The following is a 19441-nucleotide window of genomic DNA, read 5'->3' as shown; positions in this document are numbered from 1 at the left end:
GGCGTCGAACTGGGCAAGGTCCTCGCCAAGCGCGTCGAACCCGCCCTGACGGAGGGCGCGGACGTCCCCGGCCTGGACGCGTCCACCAAGGCACTGGTCGCGAAGTACCGCGAGCTGCGCGGCCGTTGAGCCCGAAGGTCGGGTCCGGCGGGGCCCTGCCCGCCGGACCCGGCCTTCGGCCGCAGCGTTCACCCACATGGCCGACCGGGCGCCCCTTCCGGACTGCGAGGGCCAGGACGCCGCTGAAGCATGGCGGACATGACGCAACAGCAGGGCTGGTCCGCCCCCGTACCGCCGCCACCGCAGCCGAAGAAGCGCCGGAAGTGGCCCTGGGTGCTCCTGGGCGTGATCCTGCTGCTCACGGGCGGCTGTGTGGCCCTTGTCGTGGGGATCAGCGAGGAGTCGGGGCGCGAGATCACAGTCAGGTACGAGGTGACCGGCAACGCCAAGGACGTCGCGATCACCTATGCGACCTACAGCGATGGCAACATGTCGCTGAACCAGGTGACGGACATCGACCCACCGTGGCGCAAGGAACTCAAGACGAAGGGCTTCGTCAAGGGCGGAAGGCTTGCCGTCACCACGGGCGCCGCGGGCGGCACGGTCCACTGTCGGGTCACGGCCGACGGGACCACCCGTACCGCCACCGCCAGCGGGGTGCTCGCCACCGCCGTCTGCGACGGTTTCTGAAGGCAGTACGCCGACGGGCCCCGATCCGGCAGTGGATCGGGGTCCGTCGGCGTGTGGGTCAGGGTGACGCCGGGGGGTACAGGCCCCGGGGCAGCTGGGACGCGGCCGCCGCGTCCAGGAGCCACAGGGTGCGGGAGCGGCCGTAGGCGCCCGCCGCGGGGGCCTGGATCTCGCCCGCGCCCGAGAGGGCGATCGCCGCGGCCTTCGCCTTGTCCTCGCCCGCCGCGAGCAGCCACACCTCGCGTGCGGACCGGATCGCGGGAAGCGTCAGCGAGACCCGGGTGGGCGGTGGCTTCGGCGCGCCGTGCACACCGACCACCATGCGCTCCGTCTCGCGGACCGCGGGCAGCTCCGGGAAGAGCGACGCCACGTGCGTGTCCGGGCCGACGCCCAGCATGAGCACGTCGAACGTCGGCACGGGGCCATGGTCTTCGGGGCCGGCCGCGGCGGCCAGCTCGGCCGCGTACGCCTCGGCGGCGGCGTCCGCGCCGTCCGTGTCGGTGCCCACCCCGTACGGGCCGTCCGAGGCGGGCATCGGGTGCACCCGCGCCGGGTCGAGCGGCACCGAGTCGAGCAGGGCCTCGCGGGCCTGCGTGTAGTTGCGCTCGGGGTCGCCCTCCGGCAGGAACCGCTCGTCGCCCCACCACAGGTCGAGCCGGGACCAGTCCACGGCGTCGCGCGCGGGGGCCGAACTCAGCGCCGCGAGCAGGCCGTTGCCGTTGCGCCCGCCGGTGAGGACCACGGAGGCGAAGCCGCGGGCGGCCTGCGCGTCGACGATCTTCGTGATCAGGCGCGCCGCGGCGGCCTGGGCCATCAGCTCCTTGTCGCGGTGGACGACGAGCTGCGGAGCAGTGGTCACTTGGCGGCCGCCTTCTTCGACGGGGCCTTCTTCGCGGCAGCCGCCTTCTTCGGTGCGGGCTCTTCGCCCTCCGGGGCCCGGCCCTCCGGGGCCTGCTCGGCAGGGGAGGAAGGGGAGGAAGGGGAGGAAGGGGAGGAGGGGGAGGAACCGGGCGGCTCCGCCGCGGTCTTCGCGGCCGCGGCCGCCCGCACCGCCTCGCCGAGCCGGTCCACGCCGAACTTCAGCGCCGACGCGTACGTGTCGTCCGGGTCCAGGCGCCGCAGCTCCTCCGCGATCAGCTCGGAGGTCTCGCGGCGCTTGAGTGCCACCGCGCGGTCCGGCTGGCCCTGGATGGAGAGCGTGGCGAGCGCGCCGTCCGCACGGTCGAGCACGATGGGACCGCAGTTGGTCTCCATCCGCACGCCGGTCAGGCCGGGGCCCGTGGAGAGGCTGCGCCTGACCGGCACGGAGAGCCGGTCGGCGAGCCACATCGCGAGCAGCTCGACGCTCGGGTTGAACTCCTCGCCCTCCACCTCGGCGGCGGTGACCTCGCAGGTGACCTGGTCGAGGGCGGCCGCGAGCATGGAGCGCCACGGCGTGATCCGGGTCCAGGACAGATCGGTGTCACCGGGGTGGTACGCCTCGGCGCGCGCGGTCAGCTCCTGCACGGGCCGCTCGGCGGCGTAGGTGTCGGTGACCCGGCGCTGGGCCAGCGCGCCCAGGGGGTCCTGGGCGGGGTCGAGCGGGGCGTTCACCGGCCACCACACGACGGTCGGGGCGTCCGGCAGGAGCAGCGGGAGCACCACCGACTGGGCGTGGTTGACGACCTCGCCGTACAGCCGCAGGACCACCGTCTCGCCGGTGCCCGCGTCGGCGCCGACGCGGACCTCGGCGTCCAGCCGTGAGGACGTGCGGTCCCGGGGCGAGCGCGAGACGCGCTTGATGACGACCAGCGTGCGCGAGGGGTGCTCGCGCGAGGCCTCGCTGGCCGCCTTCAGGGCGTCGTACGCGTTCTCCTCGTCGGTGACGATGACGAGGGTGAGGACCATGCCCACGGCCGGGGTGCCGATCGCCCGGCGGCCCTGTACGAGCGCCTTGTTGATCTTGCTGGCCGTGGTGTCCGTAAGGTCGATCTTCATGGCCGGCGCCAGCTCCGTCCGTCTCGTGCGAGCATCTCGTCCGCCTCGACCGGGCCCCAGGTGCCGGACGGGTACTGCGCGGGCTTGCCGTTCTCGTCCCAGTACTGCTCGATCGGGTCGAGGATCTTCCAGGACAGCTCGACCTCCTCCGTGCGCGGGAAGAGGTTGGCGTCGCCGAGCAGGACGTCCAGGATCAGGCGCTCGTACGCCTCGGGGCTGGACTCGGTGAAGGACTCGCCGTAGGCGAAGTCCATCGACACGTCCCGGATCTCCATGGACGTGCCGGGCACCTTGGAGCCGAAGCGGACCGTGATGCCCTCGTCGGGCTGGACGCGGATGACGATGGCGTTCTGGCCGAGCTCCTCCGTCGCCGTGTGGTCGAAGGGGGAGTGCGGGGCGCGCTGGAAGACGACCGCGATCTCGGTGACGCGGCGGCCCAGGCGCTTGCCGGTGCGCAGGTAGAACGGCACGCCCGCCCACCGGCGGTTGTCCACCGACAGCTTGACGGCGGCGTAGGTGTCGGTCTTCGACTGCGCGTCGATACCGTCTTCCTGGAGGTAGCCGACGGCCTTCTCGCCGCCCTGCCACCCGGCGGAGTACTGCCCGCGCACGGTGTCGCGGCCCAGGTCCTTCGGCAGGCGTACGGCGCCGAGCACCTTGGCCTTCTCGGCGACCAGCGCGTCCGCGTCGAAGGAGGCGGGCTCCTCCATGGCGGTCAGGGCCATGAGCTGGAGCAGGTGGTTCTGGATGACGTCACGGGCGGCGCCGATGCCGTCGTAGTAGCCCGCGCGGCCGCCGATGCCGATGTCCTCGGCCATGGTGATCTGCACGTGGTCGACGTACGACCGGTTCCAGATCGGCTCGAACATCTGGTTGGCGAAGCGGAGCGCCAGGATGTTCTGGACGGTCTCCTTGCCCAGGTAGTGGTCGATCCGGAACACCTGGTCCGGGGCGAACACCTCGTGGACGATCGCGTTCAGCTCCTGGGCCGACTTCAGGTCGTGGCCGAAGGGCTTCTCGATGACGGCGCGCCGCCACGAGCCCTCGGGCGCGTCCGCGAGGCCGTGCTTCTTGAGCTGCTGGACGACCTGGGGGAAGAACTTCGGCGGCACCGACAGGTAGAAGGCGAAGTTGCCGCCCGTGCCCTGCTTCTTGTCCAGGTCCTGGATCGTGGCCTTGAGCTGCTCGAAGGCGTCGTCGTCGTCGAAGTTGCCCTGGACGAAGCGCATGCCCTGGATGAGCTGCTGCCAGACCTCCTCGCGGAAGGGCGTGCGCGCGTGCTCCTTGACGGCGTCGTGCACCTCCTGCGCGAAGTCCTCGTCCTGCCACTCGCGGCGGGCGAAGCCGATCAGGGAGAAGCCCGGCGGCAGCAGACCGCGGTTGGCGAGGTCGTACACCGCGGGCATGAGTTTCTTTCGGGACAAATCGCCCGTTACGCCAAAGATGACCAGGCCCGACGGCCCCGCGATGCGCGGGAGCCGTCGGTCCGCGGCGTCACGAAGCGGATTGGCTCCATGAACTGCGGTCAAGGTGTCAGCCCTCCGAGGGGGTGAGGCGCTTCAGCTCGGCCTCGGTCGACTTGAGCAGGTCGTTCCAGGCCGCCTCGAACTTGTCGACGCCCTCGTCCTCCAGGAGCTGCACGACCTCGTCGTACGAGATCCCGAGCTTCTCGACGGCCTCGATGTCCGCGCGCGCCTGCTCGTACGTCCCGGCGATGGTGTTGCCGGTGATCTGGCCGTGGTCGGCGGTGGCCTCGAGCGTGGCCTCCGGCATGGTGTTCACCGTGCCGGGCGCGACCAGGTCGTCGACGTACAGCGTGTCCTTGTACGCCTTGTCCTTGACGCCGGTCGACGCCCACAGCGGACGCTGCTTGTTGGCGTGCGCCTTGTCGAGGGCGACCCAGCGGTCCGAGGAGAAGACCTCCTCGTACGCCTCGTACGCGAGCCGGGCGTTGGCGAGAGCGGCCTTGCCGCGCTGGGCCTTGGCCTCGTCGGTGCCGAGCGCGTCGATGCGCTGGTCGATCTCGGTGTCCACGCGGGACACGAAGAACGACGCCACCGAGTGGATCTTCTCCAGGTCCAGGCCGCGCTCCTTGGCCTTCTCCAGGCCCGCCAGGTACGCGTCCATGACCTCGCGGTAGCGCTCGAGCGAGAAGATCAGCGTCACGTTGACGCTGATGCCGAGGCCGATGACCTCGGTGATCGCCGGGAGGCCCGCCTTGGTCGCGGGGATCTTGATCAGCGTGTTCGGCCGGTCCACCAGCCACGCCAGCTGCTTCGCCTCGGCGATCGTCGCCGCCGTGTTGTGCGCGAGCCGCGGGTCGACCTCGATCGACACCCGGCCGTCCTGGCCGCCCGTGGCGTCGAAGACCGGCCGCAGGATGTCGGCGGCGTCCCGGACGTCCGCCGTCGTGATCATGCGGATCGCTTCCTCGACGGTCACCTTGCGCGCGGCGAGGTCGGCGAGCTGCTGCTCGTAGCCGTCGCCGGACGAGATGGCCTTCTGGAAGATCGACGGGTTGGTCGTGACGCCCACGACGTGCTGCTGGTCGATCAGTTCGGCGAGGTTGCCGGACGTGATCCGCTTGCGCGACAGGTCGTCCAGCCAGATCGCGACGCCTTCGTCGGAGAGGCGCTTGAGTGCGTCTGTCATGGAATTACATCTCCTACTGGTCGTATGGGGGCGTCAGCGCTGGGCTGCCGCGATCGATTCCCGTGCCGCCGCGGCGACCGCGTCGGCAGTGAACCCGAACTCGCGGAAGAGGACCTTTCCGTCCGCCGAAGCACCGAAGTGCTCGAGCGAAACGATGCGGCCCGCGTCACCGACGTACTTGTGCCAGGTCAGACCGATGCCCGCCTCGACGGCCACCCGCGCCTTGACGGACGGCGGCAGCACGCTGTCGCGGTACCCCTGGTCCTGCTCCTCGAACCACTCGACCGACGGCATCGAGACGACCCGCGTGGGCACGCCCGCGGCCTGCAGCTGCTCGCGCGCCTCGACGGCGAGCTGCACCTCGGAACCGGTGCCGATGAGGACGACCTCGGGGCTGCCGCCCTCGGCCTCGAACAGCACGTAGCCGCCCTTGGCCGCGCCCTCGGTGACCTCGCGGTCGTACGTCGGCACGCCCTGCCGGGTCAGCGCCAGGCCGTGCGGGGCGCCCTTGCCGAACACCTTGGTCCAGCGAGTGAGGATCTCGCGCCAGGCGACCGCGGTCTCGTTGGCGTCCGCCGGACGGACCACGTTCAGACCCGGGATGGCACGCAGCGACGCCAGGTGCTCGACGGGCTGGTGGGTGGGGCCGTCCTCGCCCAGGCCGACGGAGTCGTGCGTCCACACGTACGTCACCGGCAGGTGCATCAGCGCGGACAGGCGCACGGCGTTGCGCATGTAGTCCGAGAACACCAGGAACGTACCGCCGTAGATACGGGTGTTCCCGTGCAGCGCGATGCCGTTCATCTCCGCGGCCATGGAGTGCTCACGGATGCCGTAGTGGATCGTGCGGCCGTACGGGTCCGCCTCCGGCAGCGGATTGTCCGCGGGCAGGAACGACGACGTCTTGTCGATCGTGGTGTTGTTCGATCCGGCCAGGTCGGCGGAGCCGCCCCACAGCTCGGGGATCACCGCGCCGAGCGCCTGCAGCACCTTGCCGGACGCGGCACGCGTCGCCACGCCCTTGCCCGCCTCGAAGACCGGGAGCTTCTCCTGCCAGCCGGCGGGCAGCTCACCCGCGGCGACGCGGTCGAACTCGGCGGCCCGCTCGGCGTTGGCCGTGCGCCAGGCGGCGAAGCCCTTCTCCCACTCGGCCTTGGCCTGGGCACCCCGGTCGAGGGCCTTGCGGGTGTGCGCGATGACCTCGTCGGCGACCTCGAAGCTCTGCTCCGGGTCGAAGCCCAGGACGCGCTTGGTGGCCGCGACCTCCTCGTCGCCAAGTGCCGAGCCGTGCGCGGCCTCGGTGTTCTGCGCGTTCGGCGCGGGCCAGGCGATGATCGAGCGCATCGCGATGAACGAGGGCTTGTCCGTGACGGCCTTGGCCCGCTGGATCGCCTCGTACAGCGCGGCGGGGTCGAGGTCGCCGTTCTCCTTGGGCTCCACGCGCTGGACGTGCCAGCCGTAGGCCTCGTAGCGCTTCTCGGTGTCCTCGGAGATCGCGGTCTCCGTGTCGCCCTCGATCGAGATGTGGTTGTCGTCCCACAGCAGGATCAGATTGCCGAGCTTCTGGTGCCCGGCCATCGACGACGCCTCGGCGGAGATGCCCTCCTGCAGACAGCCGTCACCGGCGATGGCGTAGACGAAGTGGTCGAACGGGGAGGTGCCCGGGGCGGCCTCCGGGTCGAAGAGACCGCGCTCGTAGCGCGCGGCCATCGCCATGCCCACGGCGTTCGCGACACCCTGGCCCAGCGGCCCCGTGGTGGTCTCCACGCCGACCGTGTGGCCGTACTCCGGGTGGCCCGGGGTCTTCGAGCCCCAGGTGCGGAAGGCCTTCAGGTCGTCCAGCTCAAGACCGAAACCGGCCAGGTAGAGCTGGACGTACAAGGTCAGCGAGGAGTGCCCCGCGGAGAGCACGAATCGGTCCCGGCCGGTCCAGTCGGCATCCGCCGGGTCGTGCCGCATCACCTTCTGGAAGAGGGTGTACGCGGCAGGCGCGAGGCTCATGGCCGTACCCGGATGGCCGTTGCCGACCTTCTGTACGGAATCCATGGCCAGGACCCGGCCGGTATCGACGGCCCGCTGGTCCAGATCGGTCCACTCGAGGTCTGTGGTGGTCGGCTTGATGCTCACCCTGGGTCAGGGCTCCTCTCCACAATGTCGAATGCCGGTGGCAGGAACCGCACCGGCCGCTGTCGAGCCTACCCCTGTAAGAACGTGCATTTTTTCGAGTCATTCCAGACTGCCGGGGCCCGCTCGGATCCGCCTCCTGAACGGGCGACACCGCTCTCACCATGTGAAGTCGGGGCCGCTCATCTGGGTTCCGATTCCGCCCGAGGTGTCCGTTCGCGCCCTCGGCCCCGAAGACCCCTCGTCTGGAGGCTCAACACGAACCCACCCCCGCGAAGGGCCAGGTATGGGCAACGTCTACAGTGGCGTGGTACGCGTGAGCCTTTACCGGATCTTCATGTCTGAAGTCCGTCGTGGGCTTGCTGGGATGTCTCTGTCAGGGGTGTGCGTGACGGCCGTTGAATCCCGTCCAGTGGGGACGCTCGGGACGAGCCAGAGCCCGAGCCACCGGCCGTTCGGGGCCCGAGTCAAGGCGTTCGTGGCGCTGACCAAGCCGCGGATCATCGAGCTGCTGCTGATCACCACCGTTCCGGTGATGTTCCTCGCGGAGCAGGGCGTGCCCGATCTGAAGCTGGTGTTCCTCACCTGCCTCGGCGGCTACCTGTCCGCGGGCGGCGCCAACGCGCTGAACATGTGGTACGACCGCGACATCGACGCCCTCATGGAGCGCACGTCGCAGCGGCCGCTCGTCACGGGGATGGTCAGCCCGCGCGAGTGCCTGGTCTTTGGCATCACGCTCGCCGTCGTCTCCACCTTGCTCTTCGGCCTCGCCGTCAACTGGCTGTCCGCCTGGCTCTCCCTGGGCGCGCTGCTCTTCTACGTGGTCGTCTACACGATGATCCTCAAGCGGCGCACCTCCCAGAACATCGTCTGGGGCGGCATCGCCGGCTGTCTGCCCGTGCTCATCGGCTGGTCGTCCGTGACCAACTCGATGTCGTGGGCGCCCGTCATCCTCTTCCTCGTGATGTTCTTCTGGACGCCGCCGCACTACTGGCCGCTGTCCATGCGGGTCAAGGAGGACTACGCGCGCGTGGGCGTGCCGATGCTCCCGGTCATCGCCTCCAACAAGGTGGTCGCCCGGCAGATCGTCCTCTACAGCTGGGTCATGGTCCTGGTCTCGCTGCTGCTCCAGCCGCTCGGCTACACCGGCTGGTTCTACACGGCCGTCGCCCTCGCCACGGGCGGCTGGTGGCTGTGGGAGGCGCACGCGCTGCAGAACCGCGCGAAGGCGGAGGAGACCGGCGCCAAGCTCAAGGAGATGCGCCTGTTCCACTGGTCCATCACCTATGTGTCGCTGCTGTTCGTGGCCGTCGCGGTGGACCCCTTCCTGCGCTAGCCCCGCTCGGCCTGCACGGCCCCGTCGCCCTCCGGGTGACGGGGCCGTTCCGCGTTCCGGGGCGCGGGTCGTGGGTCGTGGGGCTCAGCGCTCGGTGAGGTGCAGATGGCCGTCCCCGTCCAGGCGTGCGGCGCGGCCGGTGCGGAACCAGCCGTCCCGCAGCACCGCGTCCGTGGCCTTCTTGTCCTTGAGGTACCCGTCGAACAGCAGCGGGCCGCGCACCCACAGCTCGCCGTGCGCGACGCGCGCCGCCACCCCCGGCACGGGCACCCCGCAGCTGCCGGGCCTGGCCCGCGCGTCGGCGTGGCCGATGGCGGCGATGTCCCCCGCCTCGGGCGTGCTGAGGAAGGCGTGCACGCGGGCCGCCGGGGTCGCGGTGCGGATGGCCTCGATCAGACGCGCGGGAGTGGCGCCCGCCGCCGTCTCCGTGTCGGCGCGGCGCAGCGTGGCCAGGTGGTGCGGGGCGGTGTCCAGGACCTGCCACCACACCTCGGGCGGGCACACCAGGCGCGTGGCCCGGTGCTCGCGCACGGCCGCGCAGATCGCCGCGGGCCCCGGCGCCTCCGGCAGGACGACGGTGCCCCGGGCCTGCCACTGCCGCAGCACGGCGGTCCACACGCCCCAGTGCCCCGCGGGGAAGCCGCACACCAGGGCGCCCGGCGGCTCCGGACGGCCGCCGCAGTGCGCGCGCAGGACGCTCGCGCGGTGCGACAGGACGACACCGCGCGGCCGGCCGGGACCGGCGAAGAGCACCAGGTGCGGGTCCCTCTCCCCGGGCTGCTCGGGATCCTCGGGCTCCTGAGGGGACGGCCCGGGCGGGGCGGGCCCGTCGCCGTCCGCGCGTACCGCGTCTTCGATGTCCTCGATGCGTACGACGTCCTCGGCGAGCGCGGCGTGCCGCACCCGCGCGGCCCTCGCGAGCCGCGCGCCCTCCGCCGCCCGCTCGGCGTCCGTCAGGACCAGGCGCGGCGCCGCCGCCCGTACGACACGGGCCGACCACGCGTCCCGGGCCAGCGGCACGAGGACCGCCCCGGCCCGCGCGGCCCCCGCGTACACCAGGAGCGTCTCGACCGGGGCCCCGGCCAGCGGCCACACCACGCGGTCGCCCCGCCGCACACCGTGGGCCGCCAGCAGACCGGCGGCCCGGTCGGCGGCCGCGTCGAGGGCGGCGAAGGTGAGCGTGCGCCCGCCGAGCACCACGGCCGGGCGGTGCGGGGCGGCCCCGGCGGCGGACCGGACGACCTCGCCGACCAGCAGACCGGACATGCCCTCGTCCTACCACGGGGCGCCGCAAGGGGGAACGGCCGCGCGCGCCCGGCGTACGACCGTGGCCGAGACCACGCCCCCCAGGCGTCGCCGAACGATCTACCCGTCGGTAGCATCCTGTGCCATGGCAGACACGGAGCAGGGCGAGCAGACGGCCGAGGCGGAGAAGGAAGCCAAGGCGGGCAAGGCAGCCGAGGTCGACAAGGACGCCGCGCGCGCCGATCGCAAGGCCGCCAAGCTGGCCAAGCAGATCACCACGTTCGCGCGGGCCCACGGCGGCGCCGAGGGGCAGGTCGCGTACATCGGGCAGCGCGGCTCCCGGATCGTCCTCGTCGGGGAGGACGGCGGCTGGGGCGACCTCGTCGCGCCCACCCACGCGATCGCCCTGAGCGCCGTGGCGAAGGCCGGGATCACGGTCCACGACGACTTCGACGGCGACTTCGCCGCCAAGGTGCGGACCGGCCCGTACGAGTGGACGCGCATGGCGGGCATCCAGATCGGTGGCCCCTCGGGCGGATGAGACGCGCCCGGGACGGGCACGGAGTGACCAGGCGAGCAACACCTGTCGCCACGGTCACCCGTTAGGACCGTAGGAGCACGGTCCACGCAGGGGAGCCAGGATGATCGAAACGCCGTCCCTGGTGGACCAGCACTGCCACGGAGTCCTGCGCACGGAGCTGGGCCTCGGCACGTTCGAGGCGCATCTCGGCCGGGGCGAGGGCCCGCCCGCCCCGGGCACCACCTTCTTCGACACCCAGACCGGCTTCGCGGTGCGCCGCTGGTGCCCGCCGCTGCTCGGGCTCGAACCGCACTGTCCGCCCGCGCGCTATCTGGCCCGGCGCCGGGAGCTGGGCGTCCTGGAGTCCGGGCGGCGCCTGCTGCGGGGCAGCGGCATCACCACGTACCTCGTCGACACCGGTCTGCCCGGGGACCTCACGGGGCCGGGGGAGCTCGCCACCACCGGGGCCGCGGAGGCGCATGAGATCGTGCGCCTGGAACTGCTGGCCGAGCAGGTCGCCGACACTTCGGGAACCGTCGACTCCTTCCTCGCCAACCTGGCCGAGTCCGTGCACGGGGCCGCGGCCGGAGCCGTCGCGTTCACCTCGGTCGCGGGGCTGCGCGAGGACCGGCCGCTGTCGCCGGAGCCGCCGGGCCCCGGCGAGGTGCGCGGTGCCGCGGGCCGCTGGCTCGCCGGGCGGCAGGTGGGCGGCGAGCTGGCCGACCCCGTGCTCCTGCGGCATCTGCTGTGGATCGCCGTGGCCTCGGGCCTGCCGCTGCAACTGCACACCGGCGCCGCGGACCCGCAGCGCTCCTTCGGCGCGTTCGCCCGCGCCACCGCGGGGCTCGGCACCGACCTGGTGCTGCTGCACGGCTATCCGCACCACCGCGCGGCGGCCCACCTCGCGGGCGTGTTCCCGCACGTGTACGCGGATCTGGGTCCTGCCCTGGTGCGCACCGGGGCGCGCGCGGCCGCCGTGCTCGCCGAGATCCTGGAGCTGGCCCCCTTCGGCAAGCTCCTGTTCTCCAGCGGCGCCCACGGCCTGCCGGAACTGCACGTGGTCGGGGCGACCCTGTTCCGCGAGGCGCTCAGCCGGGTGCTCGGCACCTGGGTGGCCGAGGGCGCCTGGTCGCTCGCGGACGCGCAGCGGGTGGCGGCGATGATCGCGGCGGACAACGCGCGGCGGGTCTACGGCCTCATGGACGAGTGACGCCCCGCCGGTCCGGCGGGGCGTCGAGAGGTGAGCCGAGAGGTGAACGGGCGCGGTGCTCAGACCGCGGACAGCTCCGCGTCTGCCTGTGCCGGGACCCCCGGCTCGGCCGTCGGCCGCTCGCGCAGCGAGAGCAGCACCCGCAGCACCGCGATCCACACCACGCACGAGCCCAGCATGTGCGCGGCGACCAGGACCTCCGGCAGATCCGTGAAGTACTGGACGTAGCCGATCGCACCCTGCGCGAGCAGCACCAGGAACAGGTCACGGGTGCGGGCCAGCGGGCCCGGCGGGGCGTCGACGGCCTTGAGGACGAACCACAGGGCGAAGGCCAGCGTGACCACGATCCAGGCCAGGACGGCGTGCAGCTTGGTGACGGACTCCCAGTCGAGGCCGATCGCGTCCACCTTCATGCGGGGCACGTCGCTGGAGTCGCCCGCGTGCGGGCCCGCGCCCGTCACCACCGTGCCGACCGCGATCAGGAGCACCGTCGCACCGGTCAGGACCCAGACGAGCTGGGCGACGGCCTTGCCGATCAGCGGGCGCGTGGGGGCGTCGCCCTCACGGGTGCGCTGCCACGTCGCCGTGGCGACCGCGATCAGGGCGGTGGAGAGCAGGAAGTGCGCCGCGACCGTGTACGGATTGAGTCCGACGAGCACGACGATGCCGCCGAGGACGGCGTTGCCCATGACGATCCAGAACTGCGCCCAGCCGTACCGGGTCAGGCTGCGCCGCCACGGCTTCTGCGAGCGGGCCGCGATGATCGCGAACCCGACGGCAGCGCACAGGACGTACGTCAGCATGCGGTTGCCGAACTCGACGACGCCGTGGAAGCCCATCTCGCTGGTCGCGGTGAGCGAGTCGTCGGTGCACTTGGGCCAGGTCGGGCAGCCGAGGCCCGAGCCCGTCAGGCGTACGGCGCCGCCGGTGACCACGATGACGACCGTCATCACGAGGGAGGCGAGGGCCGCGCGCTGGACGGTCCGTGGTGTCGGGGTCCAGCGTTCGGCGATGAAGGCGAGCGGGTTGCGCGCGAACTGGGCGGCTTCGGCTCGGGTCACTTTTGGCACGGCCCCCATCGTAGGGGGCCGCTTGTGCACGGCTTCACGAGGGGGACGTATCCGTTCCAACTGTGAGGGCGATTACGCCCTGTGGGCCCGGTGGGCTACTCCCAGCGGAAGAAGCGCGCCGCCGCGCCGAGCCCGAGGACCGCCCACACCGCGAGGATCCCGAGGTCGCCCCACGGCATCGCGGCGCCGTCCTGGAGCACGTCGCGCAGGCCGTCCGAGAGGGCCGAGATGGGCAGCAGGGCCAGCGCGGACTCGACGGCTCCGGGGAACCGGTCGAGCGGCACGATGACGCCGCCGCCGACGAGCAGCAGCAGGAACACGAGGTTCGCGGCGGCCAGGGTCGCCTCCGCCTTGAGCGTGCCCGCCATCAGCAGGCCGAGCCCGGAGAAGGCCGCCGTGCCGAGGACCAGGAGCAGCAGGACGGCCAGCGGGTTGCCGTGCGGCGACCAGCCGAGCGCGAAGGCGATCGCGGTGAGGAGCGCGATCTGGAGCACCTCGGTGACCAGGACCGACAGGGTCTTCGCGGTCATCAGGCCCCAGCGCGGCAGCGGCGAGGCGCCGAGCCGCTTGAGGACGCCATAGCGCCGCTCGAAGCCGGTGGCGATGGCTTGCCCGGTGAACGCGGTGGACAGGACGGCGAGCGCGAGGACGCCGGGGGCGAGGAAGTCCACGGCCTTGCCGTCGCCGGTGTCGACGACGTCGACGGCGCTGAAGAGGACGAGCAGCAGCGTGGGGATGACGATGGTGAGCAGCAGCTGTTCGCCGTTGCGCAGCAGCATCTTGGTCTCCAGGGCCGCTTGTGCGCGGATCATCCGGGAGAGGGGGGCGGCGCCCGGTGCGGGGGCGTACGTCCCCGGCGTACCGGTGGTGTCCGTGGTGTCGGGGGCGCTCGTCACGACCGCAGCTCCTTACCGGTGAGCTCCAAGAAGACGTCCTCCAGGGTGTGCCGTTCGACGGAGATCCGGTCGGGCATGACGCCGTGCTGCGCGCACCAGGAGGTGACGGTGGCGAGCAGCTGGGGGTCGACGGTGCCGCTGACGCGGTAGGCGCCGGGGGTGAGTTCGGCGGCGGCGGAGTCCGGCGGCAGGGCCTTGAGGAGCGAGCCGACGTCGAGGCCGGGGCGGCCGGTGAAGCGCAGGGTGTTCTCGGCGCCGCCGCGGCACAGTTCCTCGGGGCTGCCCTGGGCGATGACCTTGCCCGCGTCGATGATGGCGACGTCGTCGGCGAGCTCTTCGGCCTCGTCCATGTAGTGGGTCGTGAGGATCACACAGACGCCGTCGCGGCGCAGGTCGCGGACGAGGTCCCAGGTGGCGCGGCGGGCCTGGGGGTCGAGTCCGGCGGTCGGCTCGTCGAGGAAGACCAGCTCGGGGCGGCCGACGACGGCGAGCGCGAGGGCGAGCCGCTGCTGCTGGCCGCCGGACAGGCGGCGGTAGCCGGTGCGGCCGCAGGACTCCAGGCCGAGGCGGGCGATCAGGGCGTCCACGTCGAGCGGGTGGGCGTGCAGCTTGGCGACGTGCCGCAGCATCTCGTCGGCGCGGGCGCCGGAGTAGACGCCGCCGGACTGGAGCATCACGCCGATCCGCGGGCGCAGCCGGGCGGCCTGGGTGACCGGGTCGAGGCCGAGGACGCGTACGGCCCCGGCGTCGGGGGTGCGGTAGCCCTCGCAGGTCTCGATGGTGGTGGTCTTCCCGGCGCCGTTCGGGCCGAGCACGGCGGTCACGGTGCCTGCGCGGACGTCCAGGTCGAGGCCGTCCACCGCGGTCTTCGCCCCGTACCGCTTGACCAGGCCGTGGACCTGGACGACGGACTCATTTCCCATGACGGGAAGTCTAGAGAGGACCGCGGGGGCTGTGGGCAGGGGGCCGGTCGGCCTGCGGCGGGGCCGCGTCAGCCGGTGTGCGGCCGGTGCTCCGCCAGCCATTCCTGTGCGTAGGCGACCGCGTCCGGGAGTGCGAAGAGGCGGGCGGTGGCGGCGCCGACCTGGCCCCGCGTCACCGGGCGCTCCTTCTCGAAGGCGGCGCCCAGCTCGTCGAAGCGGTCTTCGGAGATGTCGGTCTCGCGCACGGTGAGCCAGCGGCGGCCGTCGGCCGTCATGACCGCGAAGGAGTTCTCGACCAGGGGCGCGGGCAGTCGGTACTCGGCCAGGTGGAAGGCGGTGCAGGCGTCGAATCCCGCGCCCAGGAGCAGCACGCGCGCGCCGGCCGCCTCCAGGGCGGCCAGTGGGCTGCGCTCGCCGAGGCGGCAGTCCAGGGCGTGCTCGGCCATGAGCTCCGCCGCGCGCGGGCCGACGGCCGCGAAGGAGGTCTGCGGGTGGGCGCTGCGCACGGCGCCGGGCCAGGTGCGCACGGTCTCCGGGACGACGCCCACGCCGCGGACCCGGGCGGTGCGCGGGTCGTACACGGGCATGGCGTCACGGATGGCGGGCCACCACTCCTCGGGCACGGGAGGGTGCTGCCACTCCGCGGGGTCGGAGTTGTCCGAGGAGTGCGTGGGCACCACCAGGGTGCCTTCGTCCCCGAGGGCGTCGAGCAGGGCCAGGACGACGGCTTCCGCGCCTCCGCAGACCCAGCCGAGCGAGCTGAGCGAGGTGTGCGTGAAGAGCGTGTCGCCCCGTCGCACGCCGAGCGCGCGCAGCTCGTCGGCGAGCGTGGCGCGCGTGCACAAAGGGCCGGTCACAGGGGGTGTCGACATGCTCAAGGAGTGTTCTGGAAAGCTTTCGGAAGCGCCACTGATTTGACCGGTCGGTGATCGTTTCCGCAGGTCAGCTTAGGTATGCCTAAGTGATGCACCGCACCGCCCGGTGATCGAACCACGGCTTGTCAGGCTCTGAGGAATTACGCAACAATGGCGTTGTGAAAAACGTTGGCGAGGCTCGGGAGACCCCTCCGGGGGCTCCTCAGGAAGAGCTCGCGACCGGTGAGCGATCCACCCGCAACCGCGTCGCGCGCTCCATCCTGGACCACGGCCCGTCCACCGTGGCCGACCTCGCGGGCCGCCTCGGCCTGACCCAGGCCGCCGTCCGCCGCCACCTCGACACCCTCCTCCAGGAGAACGTGGTCGAACCCCGTGAGCAGCGGGTGTACGGCGCGCGCACGCGCGGCCGCCCCGCCAAGGTCTTCGCGCTCACCGACTGCGGCCGGGACGCCTTCGACCAGTCGTACGACAAGCTGGCCGCCGACGCCCTGCGGTGGATCGGCGAGACGCACGGCGAGGAGGCGGTCGTCGCCTTCGCCCGGGCCCGCGTCGCCGAGCAGGCGAAGGCGTACCGGGCGGCGATGGACGCGGCCCCCGCCGAGGACCGCACCCAGGCACTGGCGAAGGCGTTGACCGCGGACGGGTACGCTGCTACGGCGCGTAGCGCACCCCATCCGCACAGAGGCGAGCAGCTCTGCCAGCACCACTGCCCGGTCGCCCACGTCGCCGAGCAGTATCCGCAGCTGTGCGAGGCGGAGACGGAGATCTTCTCCCAGCTGCTCGGGACACACGTCCAGCGACTCGCCACCATCGCCCACGGTGACGGCGTCTGCACGACGTTCATCCCGCGCCGCGAGATCCCGCACAGCACCCCACAGACCACCAACCACGCATCAGCAAGCACGGCCGGGAGGAACCCCGCATGACTCTCCCCACGGAGACTGCCCACCCTGAGCTCGAGGGCCTGGGCAATTACGAGTACGGCTGGGCCGACTCCGACGAGGCCGGTGCCGCTGCCAAGCGCGGTCTGAGCGAGGACGTCGTCCGCGACATCTCCGCGAAGAAGAACGAGCCGGAGTGGATGACCAAGCTCCGCCTCAAGGGCCTGCGCCTCTTCGACAAGAAGCCCATGCCGAACTGGGGCTCGGACCTCTCCGGCATCGACTTCGACAACATCAAGTACTTCGTGCGTTCCACGGAGAAGCAGGCGGAGTCCTGGGAGGACCTGCCCGAGGACATCAAGAACACGTACGACAAGCTCGGCATCCCCGAGGCGGAGAAGCAGCGCCTCGTCGCCGGTGTCGCCGCGCAGTACGAGTCCGAGGTCGTCTACCACCAGATCCGCGAGGACCTGGAGGAGCAGGGCGTCATCTTCCTGGACACCGACACGGCGCTCAAGGAGCACCCGGAGCTCTTCAAGGAGTACTTCGGCACCGTCATCCCCGTCGGTGACAACAAGTTCGCCTCGCTGAACACGGCCGTGTGGTCCGGCGGATCGTTCATCTACGTCCCCAAGGGCGTGCACGTCGAGATCCCGCTCCAGGCCTACTTCCGCATCAACACGGAGAACATGGGCCAGTTCGAGCGGACGCTGATCATCGTCGACGAGGACGCCTACGTCCACTACGTCGAGGGCTGCACCGCCCCGATCTACAAGTCGGACTCGCTGCACTCCGCTGTCGTCGAGATCATCGTCAAGAAGGGCGGCCGCTGCCGCTACACGACGATCCAGAACTGGTCGAACAACGTCTACAACCTGGTCACCAAGCGCGCCGTGGCGTACGAGGGCGCGACCATGGAGTGGATCGACGGCAACATCGGCTCCAAGGTCACCATGAAGTACCCGGCCGTCTACCTGATGGGCGAGCACGCCAAGGGCGAGACCCTGTCCATCGCCTTCGCGGGCGAGGGCCAGCACCAGGACGCCGGTTCCAAGATGGTCCACATGGCGCCGAACACGTCCTCCAACATCGTCTCCAAGTCGGTGGCGCGCGGCGGCGGCCGCACGTCGTACCGCGGCCTCGTCGAGATCGGCGAGGGCGCCGCCGGATCGAAGTCGAACGTGCTCTGTGACGCGCTGCTCGTCGACACGATCTCCCGCTCGGACACGTACCCCTACGTGGACGTCCGCGAGGACGACGTGTCCATGGGCCACGAGGCGACCGTCTCCAAGGTCTCCGAGGACCAGCTCTTCTACCTGATGAGCCGCGGCCTCACCGAGTTCGAGGCCATGGCGATGATCGTGCGCGGCTTCGTCGAGCCGATCGCCAAGGAGCTCCCCATGGAGTACGCCCTGGAGCTCAACCGGCTGATCGAGCTGCAGATGGAAGGCTCGGTCGGCTGACCTGCCGCCGTTCCAGCAGCTAGCGGCCCAGCGGGCCGAGGATCGCAACACGCAGAGAGAGAGCACCACGACAGCCATGGCTGAGGCTCAGAACATCCCGGTCGGTTCCACGACCGCCGGCTCCATCGCGGTGGCCGCCGAGTCCACCGTCGCCACCCGTATGAGCGCGCCCCCGTCCTTCGACGTGACGGACTTCCCGGTGCCGCACGGCCGCGAGGAGGAGTGGCGGTTCACCCCGCTGGAGCGCCTGCGCGGGCTGCACGACGGCACCGCCGTCGCCACCGGCGAGGGCGTCAAGGTCGAGGTCGAGGCCCCCGAGGGCGTCACCGTCGAGACCGTGGGGCGCGACGACGCCCGGCTCGGCAAGGCCGGCACCCCGGTGGACCGCGTCGCCGCCCAGGCGTACTCGGCCTTCGAGAAGGCCTCGGTCGTGACCGTCCCCAAGGAGACGGTGCTCAGCGAGCCGATCCGCATCGCCGTGCGCGGCGAGGGCGGCACCGCCTTCGGCCACCAGGTCATCGAGCTGGGCGCGTTCGCCGAGGCCGTCGTCGTGATCGACCACTCCGGCGACGCGGTCCTCGCCGCCAACGTGGACTACGTCCTCGGTGACGGCGCCAAGCTCACCGTCGTCTCCGTGCAGGACTGGGACGACAAGGCGGTGCACGTCGCGCAGCACAACGCGCTCGTGGGCCGCGACGCCTCCTTCAAGTCCGTGGTCGTCACCTTCGGCGGCGACGTCGTCCGCATCCACCCGCGCGTGGCGTACGCGGGCACGGGCGGCGAGGCCGAGCTGTTCGGCCTGTACTTCACGGACGCGGGCCAGCACCAGGAGCACCGCCTCCTGGTCGACCACAACGTCCCGCACTGCAAGTCCAACGTCGTGTACAAGGGCGCCCTCCAGGGCGAGGCCGCGCACGCCGTGTGGATCGGCGACGTCCTCATCGAGGCCGCGGCCGAGGGCACGGACACCTACGAGATGAACCGCAACCTCGTCCTGACGGACGGCGCCCGGGTCGACTCGGTGCCGAACCTGGAGATCGAGACCGGCGAGATCGTCGGCGCGGGCCACGCCTCGGCGACCGGCCGCTTCGACGACGAGCAGCTGTTCTACCTGATGGCCCGCGGCATCCCGCAGCACGAGGCGCGCCGCCTCGTGGTCCGCGGCTTCTTCGCGGAGCTCGTCCAGCAGATCGGTGTCGACGACATCGAGGAGCGGCTCATCGCGAAGATCGAAGAGGAGCTGGAGGCGTCCGTCGCATGACGTTCGTACGCGCCTGTGGGCTGAGCGAGCTGGAGGAGGACACCCCGAAGCGGGTGGAACTCGACGGCACGCCGGTCTCGGTCGTCCACACCGAGGGCGAGGTGTTCGCGATCCACGACATCTGCTCGCACGCGAACGTCTCGCTCTCCGAGGGCGAGGTGGAGGACTGCCAGATCGAGTGCTGGCTGCACGGCTCCGCGTTCGACCTCCGCACCGGCAAGCCGTCCGGCCTTCCCGCGACGCGCCCCGTCCCCGTTTACCCCGTAAAGATCGAAGGGGACGACGTGCTCGTCTCCCTCTCCCAGGAGTCCTGAGGCA

Annotated in this window: 19 protein-coding genes; 9 read left to right on the top strand and 10 right to left on the bottom strand. The window is 71.5% G+C overall.

Annotated features, from left to right (window positions below):
- Nucleotides 1–129: hypothetical protein (locus tag IG74_RS54315; RefSeq protein WP_158857962.1), on the top strand; the 129-nt coding region annotated here is incomplete at its 5' end.
- Nucleotides 130–258: 129 nt separating this feature from the next.
- Nucleotides 259–690 carry an MmpS family transport accessory protein gene (locus tag IG74_RS0138975; RefSeq protein ID WP_030687237.1) on the top strand — a complete coding sequence of 144 codons (432 nt, stop codon included), beginning with the start codon at nt 259–261 and terminating at the stop codon, nt 688–690.
- 58 nt (nt 691–748) lie between these two features.
- Here the strand turns inward: IG74_RS0138975 and pgl are convergent, their stop codons facing one another.
- From pgl to tkt, 5 genes are read right to left on the bottom strand one after another with little or no spacing between them, the layout of a single operon-like run.
- Nucleotides 749–1549, bottom strand: coding sequence for a 6-phosphogluconolactonase (gene pgl / locus IG74_RS0138970; protein ID WP_030687234.1), 801 nt, complete (start codon nt 1547–1549; stop codon nt 749–751).
- Nucleotides 1546–2667, bottom strand: a complete 1122-nt coding sequence (gene opcA, locus IG74_RS0138965) for a glucose-6-phosphate dehydrogenase assembly protein OpcA (RefSeq protein WP_030687232.1) — start codon at nt 2665–2667, stop codon at nt 1546–1548. Before opcA ends, pgl begins: the two co-directional genes overlap by 4 nt.
- Nucleotides 2664–4196: a glucose-6-phosphate dehydrogenase gene (gene zwf / locus IG74_RS0138960; RefSeq protein ID WP_030687230.1), complete on the bottom strand. Its 1533-nt coding sequence runs from the start codon at nt 4194–4196 to the stop codon at nt 2664–2666. Before zwf ends, opcA begins: the two co-directional genes overlap by 4 nt.
- A 4-nt stretch (nt 4197–4200) precedes the next feature.
- A complete protein-coding gene (gene tal / locus IG74_RS0138955; RefSeq protein ID WP_030687228.1) occupies nt 4201–5319 on the bottom strand; it encodes a transaldolase in 1119 nt (372 codons plus the stop codon).
- 33 nt (nt 5320–5352) lie between these two features.
- A complete protein-coding gene (tkt, locus tag IG74_RS0138950) occupies nt 5353–7446 on the bottom strand; it encodes a transketolase (RefSeq protein WP_030687226.1) in 2094 nt (697 codons plus the stop codon).
- 364 nt (nt 7447–7810) lie between these two features.
- Between tkt and IG74_RS0138945 the strand changes: the two genes are divergently transcribed.
- Nucleotides 7811–8779: a heme o synthase gene (locus IG74_RS0138945; protein ID WP_234334595.1), complete on the top strand. Its 969-nt coding sequence runs from the start codon at nt 7811–7813 to the stop codon at nt 8777–8779.
- A gap of 84 nt (nt 8780–8863) precedes the next feature.
- On the opposite strand, the gene IG74_RS0138940 is transcribed toward IG74_RS0138945, so the two are convergent.
- On the bottom strand, nt 8864–10045 hold the full coding sequence (locus IG74_RS0138940) for an AMP-binding protein (RefSeq protein WP_030687220.1): 1182 nt from the start codon (nt 10043–10045) through the stop codon (nt 8864–8866).
- A 124-nt stretch (nt 10046–10169) separates the two neighbouring features.
- On the opposite strand from IG74_RS0138940, the gene IG74_RS0138935 reads away from it, so the two are divergent.
- Nucleotides 10170–10565 carry a hypothetical protein gene (locus IG74_RS0138935; RefSeq protein WP_030687217.1) on the top strand — a complete coding sequence of 132 codons (396 nt, stop codon included), beginning with the start codon at nt 10170–10172 and terminating at the stop codon, nt 10563–10565.
- A gap of 100 nt (nt 10566–10665) precedes the next feature.
- On the top strand, nt 10666–11754 hold the full coding sequence (locus IG74_RS0138930; protein ID WP_030687216.1) for an amidohydrolase family protein: 1089 nt from the start codon (nt 10666–10668) through the stop codon (nt 11752–11754).
- 59 nt (nt 11755–11813) lie between these two features.
- Here the strand turns inward: IG74_RS0138930 and IG74_RS0138925 are convergent, their stop codons facing one another.
- From IG74_RS0138925 to IG74_RS0138910, 4 genes are all read right to left on the bottom strand, one after another.
- Nucleotides 11814–12833, bottom strand: coding sequence for a COX15/CtaA family protein (locus IG74_RS0138925; protein ID WP_030687214.1), 1020 nt, complete (start codon nt 12831–12833; stop codon nt 11814–11816).
- 86 nt (nt 12834–12919) lie between these two features.
- Nucleotides 12920–13636, bottom strand: coding sequence for an ABC transporter permease (locus IG74_RS0138920; RefSeq protein WP_051856317.1), 717 nt, complete (start codon nt 13634–13636; stop codon nt 12920–12922).
- Between the two features lie 80 nt (nt 13637–13716).
- Nucleotides 13717–14643: an ABC transporter ATP-binding protein gene (locus IG74_RS0138915; protein WP_030687210.1), complete on the bottom strand. Its 927-nt coding sequence runs from the start codon at nt 14641–14643 to the stop codon at nt 13717–13719.
- Nucleotides 14644–14711: 68 nt separating this feature from the next.
- The gene (locus IG74_RS0138910; RefSeq protein ID WP_030687208.1) at nt 14712–15515 is read right to left on the bottom strand and encodes an aminoglycoside N(3)-acetyltransferase; all 804 of its coding nucleotides are present in this window, start codon (nt 15513–15515) and stop codon (nt 14712–14714) included.
- Nucleotides 15516–15676: 161 nt separating this feature from the next.
- On the opposite strand from IG74_RS0138910, the gene IG74_RS0138905 reads away from it, so the two are divergent.
- From IG74_RS0138905 to IG74_RS0138890, 4 genes are all read left to right on the top strand, one after another.
- Nucleotides 15677–16444 (top strand): helix-turn-helix transcriptional regulator, encoded by a 768-nt coding sequence (locus IG74_RS0138905; RefSeq protein WP_030687205.1) that lies wholly within the window; start codon nt 15677–15679, stop codon nt 16442–16444.
- Nucleotides 16441–17862, top strand: coding sequence for a Fe-S cluster assembly protein SufB (gene sufB, locus IG74_RS0138900; protein WP_030687204.1), 1422 nt, complete (start codon nt 16441–16443; stop codon nt 17860–17862). The genes IG74_RS0138905 and sufB overlap by 4 nt, the downstream gene beginning before the upstream one ends.
- A gap of 76 nt (nt 17863–17938) precedes the next feature.
- A complete protein-coding gene (gene sufD / locus IG74_RS0138895; RefSeq protein ID WP_030687202.1) occupies nt 17939–19123 on the top strand; it encodes a Fe-S cluster assembly protein SufD in 1185 nt (394 codons plus the stop codon).
- Nucleotides 19120–19437 carry a bifunctional 3-phenylpropionate/cinnamic acid dioxygenase ferredoxin subunit gene (locus IG74_RS0138890; protein ID WP_030687200.1) on the top strand — a complete coding sequence of 106 codons (318 nt, stop codon included), beginning with the start codon at nt 19120–19122 and terminating at the stop codon, nt 19435–19437. Before sufD ends, IG74_RS0138890 begins: the two co-directional genes overlap by 4 nt.
- Nucleotides 19438–19441: the final 4 nt, after the last annotated feature.

Source organism: Streptomyces sp. NRRL B-1347 (genome assembly GCF_000720325.1).
GTDB lineage: Bacteria > Actinomycetota > Actinomycetes > Streptomycetales > Streptomycetaceae > Streptomyces.
Note: the sequence above shows the minus strand (reverse complement) of the source record. Positions and strands in the feature narration are given on the sequence as shown.

Excerpts from the sequence above, each read along its gene's own strand:
- IG74_RS0138935 (WP_030687217.1), top strand. The coding sequence starts at position 10,170 with ATGGCAGACACGGAGCAGGGCGAGCAGACGGCCGAGGCGGAGAAGGAA.
- IG74_RS0138890 (WP_030687200.1), top strand. The coding sequence starts at position 19,120 with ATGACGTTCGTACGCGCCTGTGGGCTGAGCGAGCTGGAGGAGGACACC.
- tal (WP_030687228.1), bottom strand. The coding sequence starts at position 5,319 with ATGACAGACGCACTCAAGCGCCTCTCCGACGAAGGCGTCGCGATCTGG.
- IG74_RS0138930 (WP_030687216.1), top strand. The coding sequence starts at position 10,666 with ATGATCGAAACGCCGTCCCTGGTGGACCAGCACTGCCACGGAGTCCTG.
- IG74_RS0138975 (WP_030687237.1), top strand. The coding sequence starts at position 259 with ATGACGCAACAGCAGGGCTGGTCCGCCCCCGTACCGCCGCCACCGCAG.
- sufB (WP_030687204.1), top strand. The coding sequence starts at position 16,441 with ATGACTCTCCCCACGGAGACTGCCCACCCTGAGCTCGAGGGCCTGGGC.
- IG74_RS0138945 (WP_234334595.1), top strand. The coding sequence starts at position 7,811 with ATGTCTCTGTCAGGGGTGTGCGTGACGGCCGTTGAATCCCGTCCAGTG.
- IG74_RS0138940 (WP_030687220.1), bottom strand. The coding sequence starts at position 10,045 with ATGTCCGGTCTGCTGGTCGGCGAGGTCGTCCGGTCCGCCGCCGGGGCC.
- opcA (WP_030687232.1), bottom strand. The coding sequence starts at position 2,667 with ATGAAGATCGACCTTACGGACACCACGGCCAGCAAGATCAACAAGGCG.
- IG74_RS0138920 (WP_051856317.1), bottom strand. The coding sequence starts at position 13,636 with ATGATCCGCGCACAAGCGGCCCTGGAGACCAAGATGCTGCTGCGCAAC.
- IG74_RS0138915 (WP_030687210.1), bottom strand. The coding sequence starts at position 14,643 with ATGGGAAATGAGTCCGTCGTCCAGGTCCACGGCCTGGTCAAGCGGTAC.
- IG74_RS0138925 (WP_030687214.1), bottom strand. The coding sequence starts at position 12,833 with ATGGGGGCCGTGCCAAAAGTGACCCGAGCCGAAGCCGCCCAGTTCGCG.
- sufD (WP_030687202.1), top strand. The coding sequence starts at position 17,939 with ATGGCTGAGGCTCAGAACATCCCGGTCGGTTCCACGACCGCCGGCTCC.
- IG74_RS0138910 (WP_030687208.1), bottom strand. The coding sequence starts at position 15,515 with ATGTCGACACCCCCTGTGACCGGCCCTTTGTGCACGCGCGCCACGCTC.